Source organism: Bacillus cereus group sp. MYBK139-1 (genome assembly GCF_051916915.1).
Classification (GTDB): Bacteria; Bacillota; Bacilli; order Bacillales; family Bacillaceae_G; genus Bacillus_A; species Bacillus_A pacificus.
The window spans coordinates 33,648-52,683 of sequence record NZ_JBQAHO010000009.1 but is presented as its reverse complement, the minus strand read 5'-3'; the positions used below and the strand labels follow the sequence as shown (position 1 = coordinate 52,683).

Genomic DNA, 19,036 nt, shown 5'->3' with positions numbered 1-19,036 from the left:
ACATTCGTGTAAGAATGTCTTTTAAAGCATATTAATGTGGTGGTGCTCTTCAATTGTTTTTAAAAAGCTACGCATTGAATTCGTCATATAGCTATCCTTGCGGCGTATGAAAACCGTTGAAATACTACCATATTTTTCAGGGATTGCATGACAATGTACTTTCCCTGCTTTAGAAAGATGGTGGACAGCAGACTGTGGTACGAGTGTAATTCCAAGGCCGAGTGCAACACTGTTTAATATTGTCTCTAATATATTAAATTCCATAATTCTTTTTGGTAGCAAACCTTCGTCTTTCAGCCATCGTTCTAGTTTGGAACGGTATCCACAACCTTGGTTAAAAACGAGTAGAGGCGTTGTTGTAAATTCTTCTATATGAAAAGCTTTATTTTGTGTTACAAGCATTAATTTTTCTGTACTAACATCGTATTGTTCAATAAGTGGGTGTTTTATTGGTCCTGATATAAAAGCGCCATCTAATTGATGATCGAGTACTTCTCTAATTAATTCTTCTGTTAAACCTGCTTGTAATGACAAATCGACGTTCGGATAGCTTTTATAGTAAGAAGATAAAATGGTAGGTAATGTACTTACTGTTTCGACAGTACCGATTTTTAATATGCCAGAGGGTGTTTCGCTATCTAAAAATACTTGTTTTAGCTCATCAACATCTTGCAAAATTTTATTAACATAAACGAGCATTTTTCTTCCTTCAGCTGTTAAAGTCATACCTCGTTTATGACGATAAAAGAGCGGTGTTTTCAGTTCGTTTTCTAATTGTTTAATACGTGCAGTTACATTTGATTGTACGTAATTTAATTCCTTTGCTGCGCTACTTACACTACCTTGGTCGGCAACGCTCTGGAAGATTTGCAAGTCTCTTAATTCCATGATACTGTCCTCCTTGATGTTAACTATCATTATAAATGATAGTTAACATCATTTTGAATCATTTTACGTGATATATTTTTTCTTTTACAATTCTCTTTGTGCAAATAGAAAGAAGCGGGGGATTGTGGTGAGAAAAGGTCAAATGATAATAGGCGCTTTCACGTGTTTAATTGCAAGTATGTCATGGGGAGCAATGTTTCCAGTTGCTGATCATGCGTTAGAATACATAGATCCGTTTTATTTTTCTCTTATTCGCTATGGAGCGGTGGCGATAATGCTGATTGTATTGTTGTTAATGAAAGAAGGGAAACAGGCATTTCGTTTAGAAGGAAGAGGAAGGCTACTCGTCTTTTTCGGAACGATGGCGTTTACTGTATATAATGTACTTATATTTTTAGGTCAAATGTTAATGGGGAAATCAGGCGTGATGGTAGCCTCCATTATGGAAGCACTTATGCCGATGATTTCTATTTGTATTCTATGGGGATATAAGCGTGTAAAACCGAAAAAGTATATGATAACGAGCATGATTATCGCTTTTATAGGAGCTGTATTTGTTATTACAAAAGGTGATATGAGTTTCTTTTTAACGTTGAAAGATAACATGTTTTCGCTAGCATGTATATTTGTTGGAGTTGTGGGCTGGGTTATTTATACTATGGGTGGTCAAACGTGTAGCGATTGGTCAACATTACGTTATTCTACGTTGACGTGTGTATTCGGTACGACCGTTACAGGAATTATAACGATAATTATTACGGCACTTGGATATGTTTCAGTCCCTAGTATGGGAACGATTTCTATCGTGAGATATGATTTATTGTTTATGATGACATTACCAGGAATTGTAGCATTACTCGCTTGGAATTACGGTGTGAAAATTTTATCATCTATTAATGGTATTTTATTTATTAACTTTGTACCTATTACGACTTTAGTTATTATGATGATACAAGGATATCAAATCACAATGTTTGATATTGTAGGAACTTTATTTGTTATTGCAGCGCTTATTCGCAATAATGTTTGTCAGAGAAAAGAAGAAAACATAAATAAGAAGATGTTACAAGAAGAGCAATTACGTCAAGCTGTTTAATAGGCAATTGGAGGATTTCACATGTTAGAAAGTTTATTGTTTTTCTTCGCCGTTGGAGTTGCTTGTGAGCTTGCAGCAATTAATCGAAATGGTCGTAAGAAGATAAAACAACAAGTTGAAATGATACAGCTTTTAAAAGAGTTAAAAGAAAGAAACATTTAAAAAGACGACCGGGCATAGACGGTCGTCTTCTTCTATATAAAGGGGAAAGGGGACACAAAGTTATACAAGCGTAGCAGCGTAAATAAAAGTAGTAAGAAGAATCGAGCCGCTAGCTAATCCTAAAAAATCTAATTTGTTAAATGTGATGTTGTTCATCATGTATTCTCCTTACTTGTTTAATGTAGAAGCAACAGCTTTTGCATCGATAAGAGCGGAAAATACCATGCCCATTGTATTTAAAAGATTGTTCGTTTTCATTTTGTTCATCATATTGATCCGCTCCATTTCGAATGGTTGTTGTTTCTTTCTGACTTAATTGTATGAAAAATGGTGGAGAGTAACTATCGAATTAGCTTACAAGATAATTACACTTTTGTAAGAATTGAAATTTAATATTTAAACCTTAAAATTATTACCAACTCCTAAAACTTAGTGTTATAATTGTGGTAAGGAAATGATTATACTTCGGATGTTCAGAAAGGAACGAAACAAATGTATAAACCAATTACATTTTTGTTGAAATATATATTTAAAACAGCTGGGAAAGTAGAAGTGCAAGGAAGAGAAAAGCTACCAGAAGGTGGCCCGTATGTTGTTGCGTGTACACATACAAGTTTTATGGATGTATTAATGTTAGCTACAGGGATGTACCCAACAGAGATTCATTACATGGCCAAAAAAGAATTATTTGAAGGGAAATTCAAAAATTGGTTCTTTAAAAATGTAAATGCATTCCCTGTAGATCGTGCAAATCCAGGACCGAGTACACTTAAAATTCCATCACGCTTATTAAAAGAAGGAAAAGTGGTAGGGATTTTCCCGAGTGGAACGAGATCGACAGAAGACGTTTCGTTAAAAGCTGGTGCTGTGACAATTGCGATGCGTTCTAACGTTCCATTAATACCGGCAGCTTATATTGGTCCCTCAAGTGTAAAAGAATTAATAAAAGGAAAAAGAGCACAATTAATTTTTGGAGACCCAATTCAAATTGATGCTGAAGAACAAATAGATCGAAAAACAGCTATGAAAATGATGACAGATCAATTAAATGAGAGGTTTGAGGAGCTAAAGATAGCTTTGCAATCAAATCAAAAGTAAGAAAAGACGACCGGGCATAGACGGTCGTCTTCTTCTATATAAAGGGGAAAGGGGACACAAAGTTATACAAGCGTAGCAGCGTAAATAAAAGTAGTAAGAAGAATCGAGCCGCTAGCTAATCCTAAAAAATCTAATTTGTTAAAAGTAATGTTGTTCATCGTATATTCTCCTTACTTGTTTAATGTAGAAGCAACAGCTTTTGCATCGATAAGAGCGGAAAATACCATGCCCATTGTATGTAAAAAATTGTTTGATTTCACTTTGTTCATCATATAAATCCGCTCCTTTTCGAATAATTGTTGCCCTGTTTCTGACTTAATTGTATGAAAAATAGCGGAGAGCAACTATCGAATTAGCTTACAGGAAAATTACACTTTTGTAAGAAAAACGAATGACAGTGTAATGATAAGAAGAATTGACATATGTTCATTGCATTCATTAAGTTAGGAGTAGAGGTGAGTGTATGGCTAATATTAAAGATATCGCCAAGATGGCTGGGGTTTCAATTACAACTGTTTCGAGGGTGCTAAATGATCATCCATACGTAAGTGAAGAAAAAAGGAGAGTTGTTTTAGAAATAGTTGAGAAATTGAATTACTCACAAAACGCAAATGCTGTTCATTTATCAAAAGGAAAGACGAATATTGTTGGTGTAATTCTCCCTTACATTAATCACCCGAGCTTCGATGCAATGGTAGGGGGAATGATGGAGGGAGCGTTAACTCATAACTACAGGGTGCTACTTTGCCAAACAAACTATAATAAAAAAGAAGAAATGAAAAGTTTACATATGTTAAAAACGAAACAATTGGATGGTCTCATTATTTGTTCGCGTGCAAATGATTGGGAAATGATAGAACCGTATGCTTCGTACGGCACAATCATTGCTTGTGAAGACAATGATATTTCAAATATCTCAAGTGTATATACAAATCATTCGGCAGCTTTCCAGCTAGGAATGAATCATCTTATTGAAAAAGGTTATAAAACAATTGGTTATTGCACGGGGAGAAAGCTAGGACCGAGTAGTCAAAAGCGTTTTGATGTGTATAAGCGTCAATTGCAATCTATAGATGAAGAAGTGAATGAAGAATGGATTTTCACAGAATGTTTTACGTTAGAAGATGGTGTGAGAGTGGCTCATAAATTAAAGGAAATGCAGCATCTTCCTGAAGCATTAATAGTAGCAGGAGATGAAGTTGCGATTGGGGTTATGACAGAAGCTGAAAAATTAGGTATTCAAGTTCCTGAGGATTTAGCGATTATTGGTTTGGATAATCAACCTATCTCGCAAGTGTTACAACTTACAACTATTGATCAAAATTTAAAGGAAATAGGTAAAAAAGCCTTTGAAATGTTTTATCGACAAACAAATGATGAAAGTTCTAAACAAGAAAAGGTGGAAATTCCATATGAACTTGTGGAGCGATCTACAGTGTAGTTTTAATCCGTTATGTGTATAAGTGCATAACGGATTATTTTTTGAAATACCTTTGACAGGAAACGCGTTTCATACTTTATAAAGGAGTTAAACTGGTTTGTAACAATCCATGGATTCTTTTCAAGAATAGTATTTGGAGGGAAATGCATGAATGAACTTTTATTAAGTATAAAAAAGTTTTTAGGGAATGACGAAAATGTTTTAGCCTTTGTGGTGGGGGTTTTTGAGAAGGATAATTTTACGTTATGTTATCAACATGGGATTTTTGTTGCGACTACTAGACGTCTCCTGTTTTACGGGAAATTTCCTTACTATCCTTCAATATTTAAAGAGTACTCATATTTGCATATAGATAGCATAGTTTTTCGCCCGTATTTCGAATTTATTTGTAATCATGAAACCATCCGAGCTAAGTATATTCAGAAGGGGAATGTGGAGCAATTTGGCCGTATAGTTAGAGCGAATGTGAATAATTAATCACCCCCCTGTTTAAACATAATATTCTGGTCTTTATGAGGAAAAATGCTGAATAAAAACAACTTCTAAACCTCTAGGAGATAGTGATACAATGTCAAATGGGGGGAGGGTATGAACTATGGTTAATCAACGTATAAAGGAAATAACACTAATTACAATTGGTTCATTATTATTCGCAATTGGTATTAATTACTTTGCAATTCCAAACCGTCTATCAGAGGGTGGAATTATTGGTTTAACGGTTGTTACGTACTATTTATTTGATTGGTCGCCGGGGATTGTGAATTTTGCTATAAATGCAATTTTACTAGCTGTTGGTTATAAATTTTTTGATAAGAAAACGATGGTTTATACAATTTTAGGGATTGTAGAAACATCTTTGTTTTTATATGTTACGGAACATATTGAGTACCATGTAAATAGTGATACGTTATTAGCGGCACTATTTGCTGGTGTATTTGTCGGTATCGGATTAGGCTGTATGTTCAAAGCTGGAGGTACATCAGGGGGATCGGCAATTTTAGCACGGTTAGCAAATCAATATTTAGGTTGGAGTGTCGGAAAAGGTGTACTTATTATTGATATCGTTGTAATTGCTGGTTCTGTATTTATAATAGGGCAAGAAAAAGCGATGTACACACTTGTTGCAGTATTCATCGGAGCGAAAGTAATTGATTTCATTGTAGAAGGAATGGACACAAAAACGGCTGTTACAATTATTTCAAATCAACCAGAGTTAATACGTGAGGCTATTACGAAAAACATGACACGCGGCGTTACTGTATTAGAAGGGCGCGGCGGATATACTGGTAAAAATAAAGAAGTTTTATATGTTGTTATTAATAAACAAGAGCTTGTTAAGTTAAAGCAAGTTATTAGTCGAGTAGATGAAGATGCTTTCGTCGTTATCCATGATGTACGTGATGTACTTGGCGGAGGCTTTAAAGCGAGCTAAAAGGTGAACGAGTAAATTCGTTCATCTTTTTTTAATTCTTACAAAAATGTAAGTGTAATGTAATGAGATTCAATAGTAGATTGTATTCTTTCTTTTTAAAATGGATGTATATATATCCTGCAGAGGAGGAATGTTTATTATGAAGAAAAAAATGATCACTACTATAATAGCGATGATAGTCATAGTAATAATGTTACTACCTACGAAACTTGGACCGGTTATCGATAAATATAATCCATTTTATAAGACGAAAGAATACTATACGGTTGTGAATACAATTGGTCAGCATATTGGCGATGAGTGGTATGAATATGAATTTATTGCATTTGACGAACGTGGAAGAGAACAAAAAATAAAGAAGACTGTTAAGCATATGTTAAAGAGAGATGAAACATTAAAGGTGTACGCAAAAGGACGCTACGGCGAGTCGATTGAAGAAATTGAAGCTGTAAATATTCCTATTAATGCAAAGAGTAAACTTTTAGCGATGAGATAGCGGGTTATACCCCCGCCTATTTTTTGTCGAAAATAAAAATACTAGGTATGGGTATTTTAATGGTTCATAAAAAAGCCTTAGTCCAGAGGGACTAAGGCTTTATATATATAAAGGGGAAGGGGGTACATTGTAGTAGCATGAGTGAAAGGTATAAGAAGAGTAGCTACTAGCAATGTAATTTGGTTATGTGAGTGTTCTTCTTATTTAGCTTACTTACTAACTTTATTGTACGAGATGTAGGTGAGAGAAACTATCGAATTACATTACACATAGCTTACAAACATGTAAGTCTTCTGTAATGTAATTCGATAGTTAAAAGATAGTGAATTTTATATAGTGTAATTAGAAAGTCTCACTGTATTACTTTCTTTTTGTAATATGAATGAAGAATGAAAAACCGACTACTTTTTAATAGCCTCATCTGTATGGAGATGAGGCCCTTTTTATAAACCTTACAACATTGTAAGGTTTACGTAAGTTAATTCGATAGTAAATTTGTCATATTTTTTGCATAATAGATACAAATAGATAAAAATAATTAGGGATATAGTAAGAAGGGAGAAGAATGGGATGCGTAAAGAAGAAGTAGTGAAGTTTCCAATTAAAGATTTCTGTAGCTACTTTACTGTTGCCGTAGTATGTATTGGATTATTTGATATCATAACAAACTTAATTGTTAAATAACATAGATGACAAAACAAGAAGGGAGATCCTTTCTTGTTTTTTTTATGGGGGAATAAAAATGAAATGGATTGATAGTCATATACACGTTGACCAATATAAGGGTGAAGAGAAAAGTAGATTACTTAAAGATGTGGAAAATAGTAAAGAGATAAAGGGGCTTATTGCTGTATCTATGAATTATCAATCATGTAAAGAAACTTTATCTTTAGCAAAACGATATCCTTTTGTACATCCAGCAATAGGTTTTCATCCAGAGCAACCGATTCATAAAGAAGAATGTGAGCAAATTTATAAATTAATTGAAGAGCATGTAGAGGATATAGTTGCGATTGGTGAAGTTGGCTTACCGTATTATTTAAGAAAAGAAGATGAGCGCATTGCTGTCAATTCGTATATATCAGTGTTACAACGGTTTGTTGAACTAGCTAGTAAATATGATTTACCAATTATATTGCATGCAGTGTATGAAGATGCTGATATTGTATGTGATTTATTGGAGAAATATAAAGTTTCACGTGCGCATTTTCATTGGTTTAAAGGAAGTGAAACAACAATGAAACGTATGATGAGGAACGGTTATTATATTTCTATCACACCAGATGTTTTACATAAGGAGAAGATTAGAAAAATTGTTTCGTATTATCCTCTTGAATATATGATGGTAGAAACAGATGGACCGTGGGAATTTCAAGACGATGTTATGACGCATCCGGGAATGATTAGAGAGGTACTAAAGGAAATTAGTGTTATAAAAAACATGTCTGTTGATAAGGTTATGAAAACGATATATGAAAATACGATTCAATTTTACCCCGCATTAACGGGCAGTAAGACTTCCACCTCAAAATTTGACTAATGCGGAGGAGTTAGGTGGGAGAGCAACTTCCCGTAAAAGCCCGATTGGTTCAACTAATAACCAGTGGGGGATGGACAAAACCCCACTAATTAAAGTTTCACTTTATTTGAAAGGATAGGAGCGTTACTCTTATCCTTTTTATTATGGATATTTTTTCTAATATTTTCTATAATTTATGATGTATTTAATTTGATGAAGGAAGTAGGGAAGAAAATGGGGAGAGCATATAAAAAAATAGCTATTACAATGATGATCGGTACAATTGCACTTGCAGCGTTTGGATGTGAAGCAGAAAAAAAGGCTATCAATTCAAACGTAACACAAGAAAATAAAGAAGAACAAATGGATCCAGTAGTTGAAAAACAGATGAAAGAAAATGAGAAAAATGGCAATACGGTTGGAAACAGTTCTAATAAAGGGAAGATGGCAGAGAGTGATGGATGGGTTTACTATGCAGTAAATGGTAATAAAAATACAGGAGGCATTTATCGTACGAAAGATCAATTTCAGACTTCGGAACGTGTAGTGGAAGGTGTAAATGCTTCTTACATAAATATAAAAAACAAGGTTTTATATTTTATTCATACGGATGAAGATAAGAATGCGGGATTATCTTCTTTAATGAAGTATGATATAGCTAACAAAAAGCTAGACGCGTTAAAAGCGGATACAAATTATGTTTATATAAAAGATCAAACTTTATTTTATCCGAAAAAATATTCTGAGCGTGGTGGTTTTGATATTGTAGGGATTGTAAAAATGGATTTGAAAACGGGACAGGAAGAAGAAGCGGCATTTAAAAATTCTGGTTGGTCTCAAACGATAGATGATAGTATTCTACATTGGAATAAAAATCGTGGAACACAAGTTACAAAAGATAATAAAACTTGGTCCAAAGAAAATTATGCAACAATATCTAGTGCTACATATGATAATGAAAAATTATATGCTGTTGTCGACTTTTCGTTACCTTTTGAAACAAATGAAGCTGAGCATGGCATATATGAAATAGACGTTCAACAAAATAATGAAAAGTTATTGGTAAAGGATGCCTTGCAGATGAATGTGAAAGGGGACACTTTTTATTATATAAAAAAGGATGGAGTATATAAGAAGAGAATGAATGGAGGAAATGAAAAAGTAATTTATAATAAAGCGGTTGAACCAACTAAATCTTATTTATATTTTGTAGCAGGAGATATGTACCTCTATACGGATAATGGCACTATCATGAATCTAGATACAAAGAAATCAAATGAAGTAAAAGATAAGAAGCTAGCAGACGACGTTATGTTACAGAAAGTATGGAATGCACAGAAGGAACTCACTAGTGTTCAAATGGCTGCACTAACAGGAAACCCAAAACGAGTAGGGGATTTTTCATACGGGGAATTAGTGACCCCTATTTATAATACGAAGGATAATTTAGAGACTACGCTATCTACGTATTTCTCAAAATCATTTATAGCAGAGTATATGAAGAGTAAGTATATGAAAGAGTTAAATGGAAAAATGTACTATGCTATTGGAGATCCAGGATCAAAAGCAGCAACTAAATTTACAAAAATTATTTCTGCCGAGTTAAAGGATGGAAAAATAAAAGCGCAGGTAGAAACGTATAATGATTATGATAATGTAACGGAAAAAGTGGAAGTTGAATTTATTTATGAACATAATCAATGGGTTATTAATAATATGCCACGTTTTGGTTTAAGTTAAAAAACCACCAAGCATTTTGCTTGGTGGTTTTATTTTAGGATTCTAATTTTTTTGCACGTCTTAATAACAATAGAAAGACAATGATGAAGAAACCAAGTATAAGGAAGAATCCATATTGTTTTACATAATCCATTACGTCGCTTGCGCTTGTTGGTTTTTCAACGTGAATGCCATCTTTATTAGTAGTAATATGAATATCCTTCATCTTCACTTCATTTGTTTCTTTTTGTAAATCAATCCATTCTATATTTGGAATACTTTCTAGATCCTTTAGTACTTCTTTTAATGGTTTCACACCTAAGTAAGGATGATAGAATGCACCGATAATGCCGTCAGATAGTTTTGCAACAGATACAGCACGTTCTTTCATTTTAGCGATAGCATGTGGCTTATCTTCTTCAATAAATCCAACTGTTTCAGGCATTAATTTCATGCCATGTAAAAAGGATGGGGTACTTGTATAAAATGGTGAGTGCATGGATTTCCAAGTTGTATCACTTAACTGTAGTTGTCCTACATAAGTTGAAAAGTACCTTGATAGTATTTCATATCCTTTTTGAGACATCGTGTAATGAGGTGCTTCAAATGCGACAGGATATAATTTGGCATCTACAAGTTCTTGAATGCCTTTTTCAATATGATCAGTTGTATATTTTTCTTCAAACTCTTCCCCTTTTTTTACGTATGCATTATAGGCATCTATAGTAGGAAAGTCATCTTTTGATTTTGGTTGTTCATGATTTGGTTGACGAATTGGCTGGTCTGTTTTTACATCCCAAAATTCAAAACCTTCACCGGTTTCACTATCATAAAATTGGTGAGTATAACCATGCATAATAATTGCTGCACCATCGTCTTGCATAGAGCGTAAAAGATCGACTAGTTCGGGTTTATCTTTTAAATGTACTGTCTTTCCTGTATCAGGATCTTTATATACTGGTATGACTGTCATCATGTAGGGGATCTTTTTCTCTTTTAGTAATTCAGCAATTTCTTTTAATTGATTTATATCTGCGGCTGGATGAACGTCTTCAAGACGTAAATAAGCTTCTACTTTATTTGTCGTTGGTTTTTGTTTAAAGTAAGAAAATAGCATTTCACCGACGTAATGAGAGATCCAGTCAAAGAGATTTGGTGTTGCAACGTAGTAAGATGCTTCATGTTGAACGATTAGTGGGTTCTTGTTATTTGGGCTTAAAGCGTTAGCAAGAACAGTTCCGTTTGTATCAAAAGATTGAATCAAACGTTCTTCTTCTAGAGTGTTTTTTAATTTATTACTTGGATATTCGATTTTATTAGTTCGTATATCATTATCCTTTAGGGTAATGAATGAAAAGCGATTAGATAATTGTTCAACATTTTGCCCTAAAACTAATACTGGACCTGAGAAATTTTCTATAAGTTGTTTTGCTTCAGTAGGAAATTCTTCTTTTTGTTCACCGATATAGACGATATGTGTATAAGAAGATGAATTAGTAATTTCATTAGCCTTGTTTAAACTTTTCATAGTTATATCGTTTGTAAAATGGCCTAGTTGAGTATTAAGGATTTGAATATTATTTGTAATTGTATCTTCTTTTGTACTATATAAAACAAGTACTTTTGGTTTTGATGACGTTTGTGCAGAGATGTGGATGGGCATAAGAAGTAAAATACTGAACAAGAGTATTATGCACTTTTTCATTTGGTCTGCTCCTATTCTATATGTAGAGTTCAATTTACAATTATATACAAGAAATACGTTGTAGTCTATGAAAGTTACATTTTTGCACGTATTTACCAGCTGTTTTTTCACAAAATCGGTCTAAAGCATGATGATAATATGTATAGTTATTTGCTATGATAAAAGAGTAAGAGAATGATAGAATGTGGGTAATTGTAAAGGGAAGAAGGCTGAAAGGGGACAAATTTCAGCGGAGAAAGAGGTAGAGGTAGTGAAGAAATTCTTTGTAGGATTTTTAGTTGTTCTTGGAGTGTACTTATATTTCCAAGGAAAGTCTGAAGGAATGGGCAAATTAGTAAATGAGACAAGCTATGTTGACTCAGAAGAAGCAAAACAGATGAAACAAATTATTATAGAGGAAGCAAAGAAAGTCAATCTTCCAGAATGGATACCTCTTACAATTGCCGAACATGAAAGTCGATTAAATCCAAGAAGTGTTGGAGATAACGGAACTTCATTCGGATTGTTTCAATTGCATCGCGGTGGTGGACTTGCACCGGATCATTTAACTGATGATGAGCTGAAAGATCCACGTACAAATGCGCAAATTGCAATGCCGCATTTAATGAAAGGATATAAGCGCGGGGTGCAAAAAGGTTTGACGGATTTTGCGTTATTAAAATATATAGCAAATACATCTGGATGGCCAGGGAATTTAGGGCCAGAGTGGACGGATAATAACATGAAGTATAACATCGGATTAGAAGATGTGTACTATCGAAATAAAGGTGTAATTAAAGAGTAGGTTTTTGATACCTACTCTATTTTTTTGTGGATAATCACGTCGTTTTGTTTTGTGAAATACGCTGCTAGTTGTATTTTTACGTCTTCTAGTTTTGTGGAAACTTGCGGTATTTTATATCCTACATATAACGGTGAGACGACAAATCTAGGAACAACTTTACAAATGATTTTTTCGTTTAAGTAATAGAAGAATAAGTTATAACTACTACATCCTTTATGGAAATCTGTCAGTATGTAACGTACAGTTTGCTGAATATAATTTGCTAGTTCATCTATGCATTCAATATCTTCAATAATGATATTAAATTCAGTAAAACCGATAATAGGACGATCTGAGATATTGAGTTCAATGTGTTCGTTCTTTTGTACAATTACTCCTTGGAAGTTGTCCTGTTCTACGTTATCGAGGTAGTTTACATATTTCATTCCAATAATCTGCATGTGTGCATGATGCAAACTTCCACCTGAGAATGGACCATGATTTTTGTATAAAATTACAGATGTGAATTCTTCATTCTTCTGTAAGTCTAACCAATGTTTAATGGAGAAACGGATTAACGATCGCATATGTTCTTCTGTATATGTCGCAATATGATCTTCACAATTATCTGTTTCGATTAGCACCGTTTGAAATGTATCTTTTAATGTAGGAAATTTGTTTTTTAGCCAAATAATTGAGCCTTCAGTTGCTAAAATATCCGTTAAATTTTCTCTGTCACAAAAAGGACATGCAGCGCTTCTATTCCGGATGCTTTCTGGTTTTTGTTTGCCGATGTCGTTTAAAAAGTATAGTTGTTGTGTATCCATTTGTATTTATGCCCCTTTAAAATATGTGTAAAAATCCCGCTTAATACATTCGGGAAAAGAAGAGGAAAATCCTTTAAAGGGAATAGGAAAAATAAAAGACAAGATATCCTCATTAAGATAGGGTACCTTGTCTTTTATTTTTTCTTTAATAATGTGTATGGATAATATAGATCGTTTTTATTGCGCTTCTTTTTTCTATTTTTTATTGTGTAAAAGGCAATTGCTGTACTTGCGATTACAATAATGGCTTTCTTCATATTCATTTACCCCTTTTTATTGTTGGTTTAATTCTTGGCTAACTGCTTTTGCATCAACTAAAGCGTGTAAAATCATTTTTACCATGTTCATCATATTCTTTCACTCCTTTTTATAGTTCGTTTAGTTCTTTTACAACTGCTTGTCCGTTCACTAATACCTCAAAGATTGCTTTTAAGATTTCCTTCATCATGATTGTTTCCTCCTTTTGTTGTCTCTTTTGTTTACATCTTTATTGTATAGGGAGGCATCTTTTCGTACTATCGCTTTCCATTACGTGAACATAACAGTTTTGTAAGATTTGATGTCACTTATCGAAATGTTTAGTCTATCTTCATTATTTTCAGAAAAATGACTATTCAAACATGGAATGGGAAAGTATAATAAAGAAGTAAGTATTAAATTCCGTACGAAAGAGGTGAATGAGATGAAACGTTCTTTAGCTGCACGTGCCAAATTTTTAGATTTTATCTATTTTTGTCGTGCGATTTTTCATGATGTAGTTGTTAACGGGATACGTCTGCCCTTTTTTAACAATTGCATAGTAGCTATAGAACGATAGAAATCTCTTCACCCATTTTTAATAAACGTGTGAAAAGGGAGCTATTTAGCTTCCTTTTTCTATGCCGAAAACCATGGGGAATGTTTCTTCCCCATGGTTTTTTATATTGAAAGGAGTACGGAAAATGACAATTTGTAGTGTAAATAATGTAACGAAATCTTTTGGTGGAAACATCATATTTGAAAATATATCGCTTGAAATAAAGAATGGTGAACGTGTTGGATTAGTTGGTCGTAACGGTAGTGGAAAGACAACCATTTTTCAGCTTCTAACTGGAATGGAAAGTTTGGATGCAGGGGCCATTCATATGAAGAAAGGTACACGTATTGGTCATGTAGCACAAATTCCGAAATTTGATGAGAGTATGACTGTATATGAGGTATTGAGTTCCGCTTTTAAAATAGAAAAGGAATTAGAAAGAGAAATGCGTGCTTTAGAAAAACATATGGCGGAAGAACAGGAATCTTCTGTTTTACAAAAATTAATGGAGAGATACGGAATCATCCAAGAAAAGTTTGCGTTTCTTGGTGGTTATGAAATCGAAGCGAACATTATGAAGGTAGCAAATGGTTTACAGGTGACAGAACTATTCCCTCGATCATTTCTGGAGCTAAGTGGTGGGGAGCAAACAAAAGTAAGCCTTGCATACATGCTGTTGCAGAAACCAGATTTACTTTTATTAGATGAACCAACCAATCATTTAGATTTATTTGCAGTCGAATGGTTAGAGCAATTTTTAAAAGAATACAACGGAACAGTTATGGTTATTTCACATGATCGCTATTTCCTTGATGAAGTTGTAACGAAGATTTTTGATTTAGAAGATGGAGAGATTCACGTGTATCATACAAACTATTCTCAGTTTGTTGAGGAAAAGGAAGAAAGGTTGCTTCAGGAGTTTCAGGCTTATCAAGAACAGCAAAAGAAAATAAAGAAAATGAAAGAAGCAATTAAGCGACTACGTGAATGGGCAAATCAGGCGAATCCTCCGAATGAAGGATTGCATAAGAGAGCAAGAAGTATGGAACGTGCACTGGAACGTATGGAAAAACTAAAGAAACCTATTTTAGAACGAAAACAAATGGGACTTCAGTTTGAAGGGCAAGAGAGAAGTGGAAAAGATGTTGTTGTAATGAAAGAAGTGAGTAAAGGATTTGCGGAACATCTTTTATTTAACGAAGCAAATTTACATGTTCGTTTTCAAGAGCGTGCAGCTATCGTTGGTCGTAATGGTACAGGAAAGACAACGCTATTAAAGTTATTATTAGAAGAAATAAAACCAGACGCTGGAGAAATTCGAATTGGAAGTAGTGTGAAAATCGGTTATTTATCCCAGCATGCGTACGGAAATATGAAGAGTAATGTATTGGAGGCTTTCAGGGAATGTATAGCTGTAACAGAGGGAGAAGCGAGACATATATTAGCTAAGTTTTTATTTTATGGTCCAGCAGTGTTTAAGAAAGTAACGCAACTGAGCGGTGGGGAAAAAATGAGGTTAAGACTTGCGCAACTTATGTATCAAGATATCAATTTTTTAATTTTAGATGAGCCGACAAATCATCTCGACATTGAATCAAGAGAAGTTTTAGAGGAAGCTCTTGAACAATATAATGGAACGATTTTAGCTGTTTCACATGATCGTTATTTTTTAAATAAGTTATTTGAAAAGACGTATTGGATTGATGAGCGTAAATTATTTGAGTTTGCAGGGAACTATGCATGGGCGCGTCAAAAGTGGGAGGAAAAGCTCGAGACACAAGTGATAAAGCAGCAACGCCAAGGAAGAAAAAGTATGGAAACAGCCCCTGTAAAAAAGAAAGAAGCTAGGAATGTTGAGGAGATTGAAACCGAGTTAATGCATGTTGAAGAAGATATATATACGCTTGAGTGTAAGATGGAACAAGTAGTTGATGTTGAAATGCTTGAACAATTGTATGAAGAAAAAACGAAGAAAGAGTTGTTACGAGCAGAACTATATAATGAGTTAGAGAATATGGTGGAGTAAAGAGATTAGAATGAAAGAGCAAGTTGTTTTCTCATGTTTTGAGGGAGGGCTTGCTCTTTTTTGTGTACGGAAAGACGGAAATTGGTATAATTTTCTTGTTATTAAAATCAAGAAAAGAACTTTAGGTTATTAAAACGTGAGGAGAATGTTATGTTAGGATACGCGCGAATTGTTACAATCGTCATGATCTGTTTTGTTTATGCAAACCATGTTTCACGTGAAACAGCACATTTGCAATTTTTTGTGGGTACAGCACTTTTTATTTATATTGTGAATCATATTTTGCTAGTAAAAGTGAATGGAGGTAAAAAACTTGTTTTTTATACACTATTAGCAAATGGGATAGTCACAGCTTTATTAGGTTTTTTATTTCCCGAGACATGTTTATATTTAATTATATTTGGAATTGATGCAGTAGGGCTATTTATTCATGAATTTCGTAGAAGCATGACGTACTTTTTTATTACTTTTTTCTTTCTTTGCTGGTTTATAAATATAATACATGCTTATGAACATACAGGTAGTTTAGAATTGGAGAGTAATGCTATTAATTTTATGTTTATCGTTTTTAGTGCTTTAGCTGGAAGCTTAATAAAAAAACTTACAGCTGCTCGGAAAATGGTAGATGAGCAATATGAGGAATTGACATTATCTCATACAGCTCTAAAAGAAGCACATGAACAATTACGTCTATATGCCAAAGAGGTAGAAGAATTGACAGCCGTTCGAGAGAGAAATGATATTGCCCGAGAAATTCATGATACTGTCGGTCATAATATGACAGCCTTACTTGTCCAATTACAACTGGCAGAGGCTTTGTGGAAACAAAAGTCGGAAGCTACGGAAGAGGTTTTACATACATGTCATGGGCTAGCCAGGAAATCACTTCAAGAGGTGAGAGCGTCTGTACATGCCTTAAAAGAAGAAGGTAAACTAGGGAACATAATAGAAAATATGCGTGAAATGTTACATGGATATTCTAAAGCGACGAAAGTACAAGTATCGTTTCAATTACAAGGAGATCCGGTTGTGATTCCGCTGTCACTACAGCCTACATTGCTTCGGGTTATGCAAGAGTCTTTAACAAATGCAAAGCGGCATGGCAAAGCTAGTTTATGTGAAGTGAGTTTAACTTGTTCGGCGAAACAAGTTAAACTATGTATTTTGGATAATGGCGTGGGGGTTAACGAGGTAAGTCCAGGTTTTGGTTTACTTAATATGAGAGAACGAGTAGAGGAACATGGTGGAACTATTCAATTTGAGAGTGAGATAGAAAAAGGCTTTCGGTTACAGATTGAATTTCCACTTCAGGAGAAGACGTGGTTAATAGGGGGAATTGTATGATTCGGATTATGATTGTTGATGATCAATCACTCATTCGTGATGGTTTAGCGATGTTATTAAATTTACGTCAGGAACTTGAAGTAGTGGGAACTGCTACAGATGGAGACGAAGTGATACAAAAGGTGAAAGAGCTACATCCTGAAATTATTTTGATGGATATTCGGATGCCTCGTATGAATGGTGTTGAAGGAACACGTTTAGTTAGAGAACAATTCCCTCATATAAAAGTACTTATGTTGACGACTTTTAGTGATAGTGAGCTTATCTTTGAAGCATTGGAGCAAGGAGCAAGTGGGTATTTATTGAAGGACATGGAGACAGATGCAATCGCTCAAGCAATTTTAACGGTGCATAGTGGAGGAGCTGTGCTTCCTCAGGATATAACAGCGCAAATCATAAAAGAATTAAAAAAGACAAAAGTGGCAGTAGAGTGCACCACACCAGAACAATTAGCGCAATTAACTGAGCGAGAAGTAGATGTTTTAAGGGAAATTGGACTTGGGTTAAATAATAAAGAGATTGCGGAAAAGTTATTTATTACAGAGGGAACTGTTAAGAATCATGTTTCTAATTTAATTAGTAAGTTAGAACTGAGAGATCGAACGCAAGCAGCCATATACGCAGTAAGGTATGGCATCACGATGTACACATGACTTTTGGCATATATAAGTGTGAAAAAGCAGCAGAATTTGCTGCTTTTTTATTTTGTATTTCTATCTCAAGGATGATGGAGAGAAGAAGAAATTTTTCTACAATGAAAGTGTAGATGAATGCAAAGGGGCTGAATCAGTATGTTAGTCATAGATCATATTACGAAATCATTTGGTAAGAAGGAAATCATAAAGAATGTTTCTTTTGAGGTGAAGAAAGGGGAAACATTCGGATTGCTTGGTCCAAATGGAGCGGGAAAATCAACGACGATATCAATGATTTGCGGGTTAATTTCATACGACAGTGGCGATATAAAAGTTGGAGGGAAATCTGTAAAAGAATATCCATTAGAGGCGAAAAAGAAAATTGGTATTGTTCCACAAGACATTGCGCTCTATCCAACACTTTCAGCGAAGGAAAATTTGGTTTTTTGGGGAAAGATGTACGGTTTAAATGGAAAAGTTGCAAAAGAGCGAGCGGAGGAAGTATTGGCTTACGTCGGTTTACAGGACCGTGGAAAAGATAAAATTGAAACATTTTCAGGTGGAATGAAAAGACGTATTAATATTGGTGCCGCACTTATGCATGAGCCAGAGTTGTTAATTATGGATGAACCGACAGTTGGGATTGATCCGCAATCGAGAAACCATATTTTAGAGACTGTTAAAAAATTAAATGAAAAAGGGATGACAGTTATTTATACGAGTCATTACATGGAAGAAGTAGAGTATTTATGTGAAAGAATTGCAATTGTTGATCATGGAAAGGTAATTGCATTAGGAACGAAAAGGGAGCTATGTAATCGCCTGGCAGATGGGTTTATAGTGAGATTGCAATTAAATCGTTATAGTACGGAACTGCTACAAAAGTTGAAAGCGCTATCTGTTGTTGAACGAATTATTTTTGATGAAGATAATAGTACGATTGATATTGGGCTAAATGGTGGTGAGTCCATTGGTACAGTTGTGTCAGTAGTGGTGGAGAACAACGCTCAAATTTTAAAGCTTGAAGTGCAAGAACCGAATTTGGAGGCACTCTTTTTACAATTAACAGGACGTTCACTTCGTGATTAA

At 34.4% G+C, this 19,036-nt stretch carries 21 protein-coding genes; 15 read left to right on the top strand and 6 right to left on the bottom strand.

The window, feature by feature from the left end:
- Positions 1 to 21: 21 nt before the first annotated feature.
- On the bottom strand, positions 22 to 888 hold the full coding sequence (locus ACTFRS_RS26720; RefSeq protein WP_000423054.1) for a LysR family transcriptional regulator: 867 nt from the start codon (positions 886 to 888) through the stop codon (positions 22 to 24).
- Positions 889 to 1,015: 127 nt separating this feature from the next.
- Between ACTFRS_RS26720 and ACTFRS_RS26715 the strand changes: the two genes are divergently transcribed.
- Positions 1,016 to 1,984 (top strand): DMT family transporter, encoded by a 969-nt coding sequence (locus tag ACTFRS_RS26715; protein ID WP_139869613.1) that lies wholly within the window; start codon positions 1,016 to 1,018, stop codon positions 1,982 to 1,984.
- Positions 1,985 to 2,005: 21 nt separating this feature from the next.
- Positions 2,006 to 2,146, top strand: coding sequence for a YrzO family protein (locus ACTFRS_RS26710; protein WP_440025710.1), 141 nt, complete (start codon positions 2,006 to 2,008; stop codon positions 2,144 to 2,146).
- A gap of 60 nt (positions 2,147 to 2,206) precedes the next feature.
- Here the strand turns inward: ACTFRS_RS26710 and ACTFRS_RS26705 are convergent, their stop codons facing one another.
- Positions 2,207 to 2,302 carry a DUF3948 family protein gene (locus ACTFRS_RS26705; protein ID WP_073530339.1) on the bottom strand — a complete coding sequence of 32 codons (96 nt, stop codon included), beginning with the start codon at positions 2,300 to 2,302 and terminating at the stop codon, positions 2,207 to 2,209.
- A gap of 336 nt (positions 2,303 to 2,638) precedes the next feature.
- Between ACTFRS_RS26705 and ACTFRS_RS26700 the strand changes: the two genes are divergently transcribed.
- On the top strand, positions 2,639 to 3,244 hold the full coding sequence (locus tag ACTFRS_RS26700) for a lysophospholipid acyltransferase family protein (protein WP_139869614.1): 606 nt from the start codon (positions 2,639 to 2,641) through the stop codon (positions 3,242 to 3,244).
- Positions 3,245 to 3,306: 62 nt separating this feature from the next.
- On the opposite strand, the gene ACTFRS_RS26695 is transcribed toward ACTFRS_RS26700, so the two are convergent.
- Positions 3,307 to 3,402: a DUF3948 family protein gene (locus ACTFRS_RS26695; protein ID WP_073530339.1), complete on the bottom strand. Its 96-nt coding sequence runs from the start codon at positions 3,400 to 3,402 to the stop codon at positions 3,307 to 3,309.
- A 305-nt stretch (positions 3,403 to 3,707) separates the two neighbouring features.
- Between ACTFRS_RS26695 and ACTFRS_RS26690 the strand changes: the two genes are divergently transcribed.
- The 6 genes from ACTFRS_RS26690 to ACTFRS_RS26665 all read left to right on the top strand — a co-directional run bounded on the left by ACTFRS_RS26690 (position 3,708) and on the right by ACTFRS_RS26665 (position 9,872).
- The gene (locus ACTFRS_RS26690) at positions 3,708 to 4,685 is read left to right on the top strand and encodes a LacI family DNA-binding transcriptional regulator (protein ID WP_139869615.1); all 978 of its coding nucleotides are present in this window, start codon (positions 3,708 to 3,710) and stop codon (positions 4,683 to 4,685) included.
- Positions 4,686 to 4,832: 147 nt separating this feature from the next.
- Positions 4,833 to 5,162, top strand: a complete 330-nt coding sequence (locus ACTFRS_RS26685; RefSeq protein WP_139869616.1) for a PH domain-containing protein — start codon at positions 4,833 to 4,835, stop codon at positions 5,160 to 5,162.
- A 118-nt stretch (positions 5,163 to 5,280) separates the two neighbouring features.
- A complete protein-coding gene (locus ACTFRS_RS26680; protein WP_044790585.1) occupies positions 5,281 to 6,117 on the top strand; it encodes a YitT family protein in 837 nt (278 codons plus the stop codon).
- Positions 6,118 to 6,256: 139 nt separating this feature from the next.
- Positions 6,257 to 6,613 (top strand): YxeA family protein, encoded by a 357-nt coding sequence (locus ACTFRS_RS26675; RefSeq protein ID WP_000728419.1) that lies wholly within the window; start codon positions 6,257 to 6,259, stop codon positions 6,611 to 6,613.
- A gap of 742 nt (positions 6,614 to 7,355) precedes the next feature.
- Positions 7,356 to 8,153, top strand: a complete 798-nt coding sequence (locus tag ACTFRS_RS26670; RefSeq protein WP_048553632.1) for a TatD family hydrolase — start codon at positions 7,356 to 7,358, stop codon at positions 8,151 to 8,153.
- Between the two features lie 213 nt (positions 8,154 to 8,366).
- Positions 8,367 to 9,872 (top strand): DL-endopeptidase inhibitor IseA family protein, encoded by a 1,506-nt coding sequence (locus ACTFRS_RS26665; protein WP_440025706.1) that lies wholly within the window; start codon positions 8,367 to 8,369, stop codon positions 9,870 to 9,872.
- Positions 9,873 to 9,906: 34 nt separating this feature from the next.
- On the opposite strand, the gene ACTFRS_RS26660 is transcribed toward ACTFRS_RS26665, so the two are convergent.
- Positions 9,907 to 11,556: a DUF2334 domain-containing protein gene (locus ACTFRS_RS26660; protein ID WP_139869619.1), complete on the bottom strand. Its 1,650-nt coding sequence runs from the start codon at positions 11,554 to 11,556 to the stop codon at positions 9,907 to 9,909.
- 250 nt (positions 11,557 to 11,806) lie between these two features.
- Here ACTFRS_RS26660 and ACTFRS_RS26655 point away from each other — a divergent pair, with 250 nt between their 5' ends.
- A complete protein-coding gene (locus ACTFRS_RS26655; protein ID WP_000713259.1) occupies positions 11,807 to 12,340 on the top strand; it encodes a transglycosylase SLT domain-containing protein in 534 nt (177 codons plus the stop codon).
- A gap of 11 nt (positions 12,341 to 12,351) precedes the next feature.
- Here ACTFRS_RS26655 and ACTFRS_RS26650 read toward each other — a convergent pair whose 3' ends face one another.
- The gene (locus ACTFRS_RS26650) at positions 12,352 to 13,146 is read right to left on the bottom strand and encodes a DUF4931 domain-containing protein (RefSeq protein ID WP_139869620.1); all 795 of its coding nucleotides are present in this window, start codon (positions 13,144 to 13,146) and stop codon (positions 12,352 to 12,354) included.
- A gap of 134 nt (positions 13,147 to 13,280) precedes the next feature.
- Positions 13,281 to 13,409: a spore coat protein B gene (locus ACTFRS_RS26645; RefSeq protein ID WP_139869621.1), complete on the bottom strand. Its 129-nt coding sequence runs from the start codon at positions 13,407 to 13,409 to the stop codon at positions 13,281 to 13,283.
- 419 nt (positions 13,410 to 13,828) lie between these two features.
- Between ACTFRS_RS26645 and ACTFRS_RS26640 the strand changes: the two genes are divergently transcribed.
- From ACTFRS_RS26640 to ACTFRS_RS26620, 5 genes are all read left to right on the top strand, one after another.
- Complete coding sequence (locus ACTFRS_RS26640) at positions 13,829 to 13,963, top strand: RAxF-45 family protein (protein WP_000830641.1); 135 nt, start codon at positions 13,829 to 13,831, stop codon at positions 13,961 to 13,963.
- Positions 13,964 to 14,087: 124 nt separating this feature from the next.
- On the top strand, positions 14,088 to 15,968 hold the full coding sequence (gene abc-f / locus ACTFRS_RS26635; RefSeq protein WP_139869622.1) for a ribosomal protection-like ABC-F family protein: 1,881 nt from the start codon (positions 14,088 to 14,090) through the stop codon (positions 15,966 to 15,968).
- A 150-nt stretch (positions 15,969 to 16,118) separates the two neighbouring features.
- Positions 16,119 to 17,312 (top strand): sensor histidine kinase, encoded by a 1,194-nt coding sequence (locus tag ACTFRS_RS26630; RefSeq protein ID WP_139869623.1) that lies wholly within the window; start codon positions 16,119 to 16,121, stop codon positions 17,310 to 17,312.
- Entirely contained in the window at positions 17,309 to 17,965 is a 657-nt protein-coding gene (locus tag ACTFRS_RS26625) for a response regulator (RefSeq protein WP_000619343.1), read from the top strand. The genes ACTFRS_RS26630 and ACTFRS_RS26625 overlap by 4 nt, the downstream gene beginning before the upstream one ends.
- Before the next feature lie 138 nt (positions 17,966 to 18,103).
- Positions 18,104 to 19,036, top strand: coding sequence for an ABC transporter ATP-binding protein (locus ACTFRS_RS26620; protein ID WP_061185325.1), 933 nt, complete (start codon positions 18,104 to 18,106; stop codon positions 19,034 to 19,036).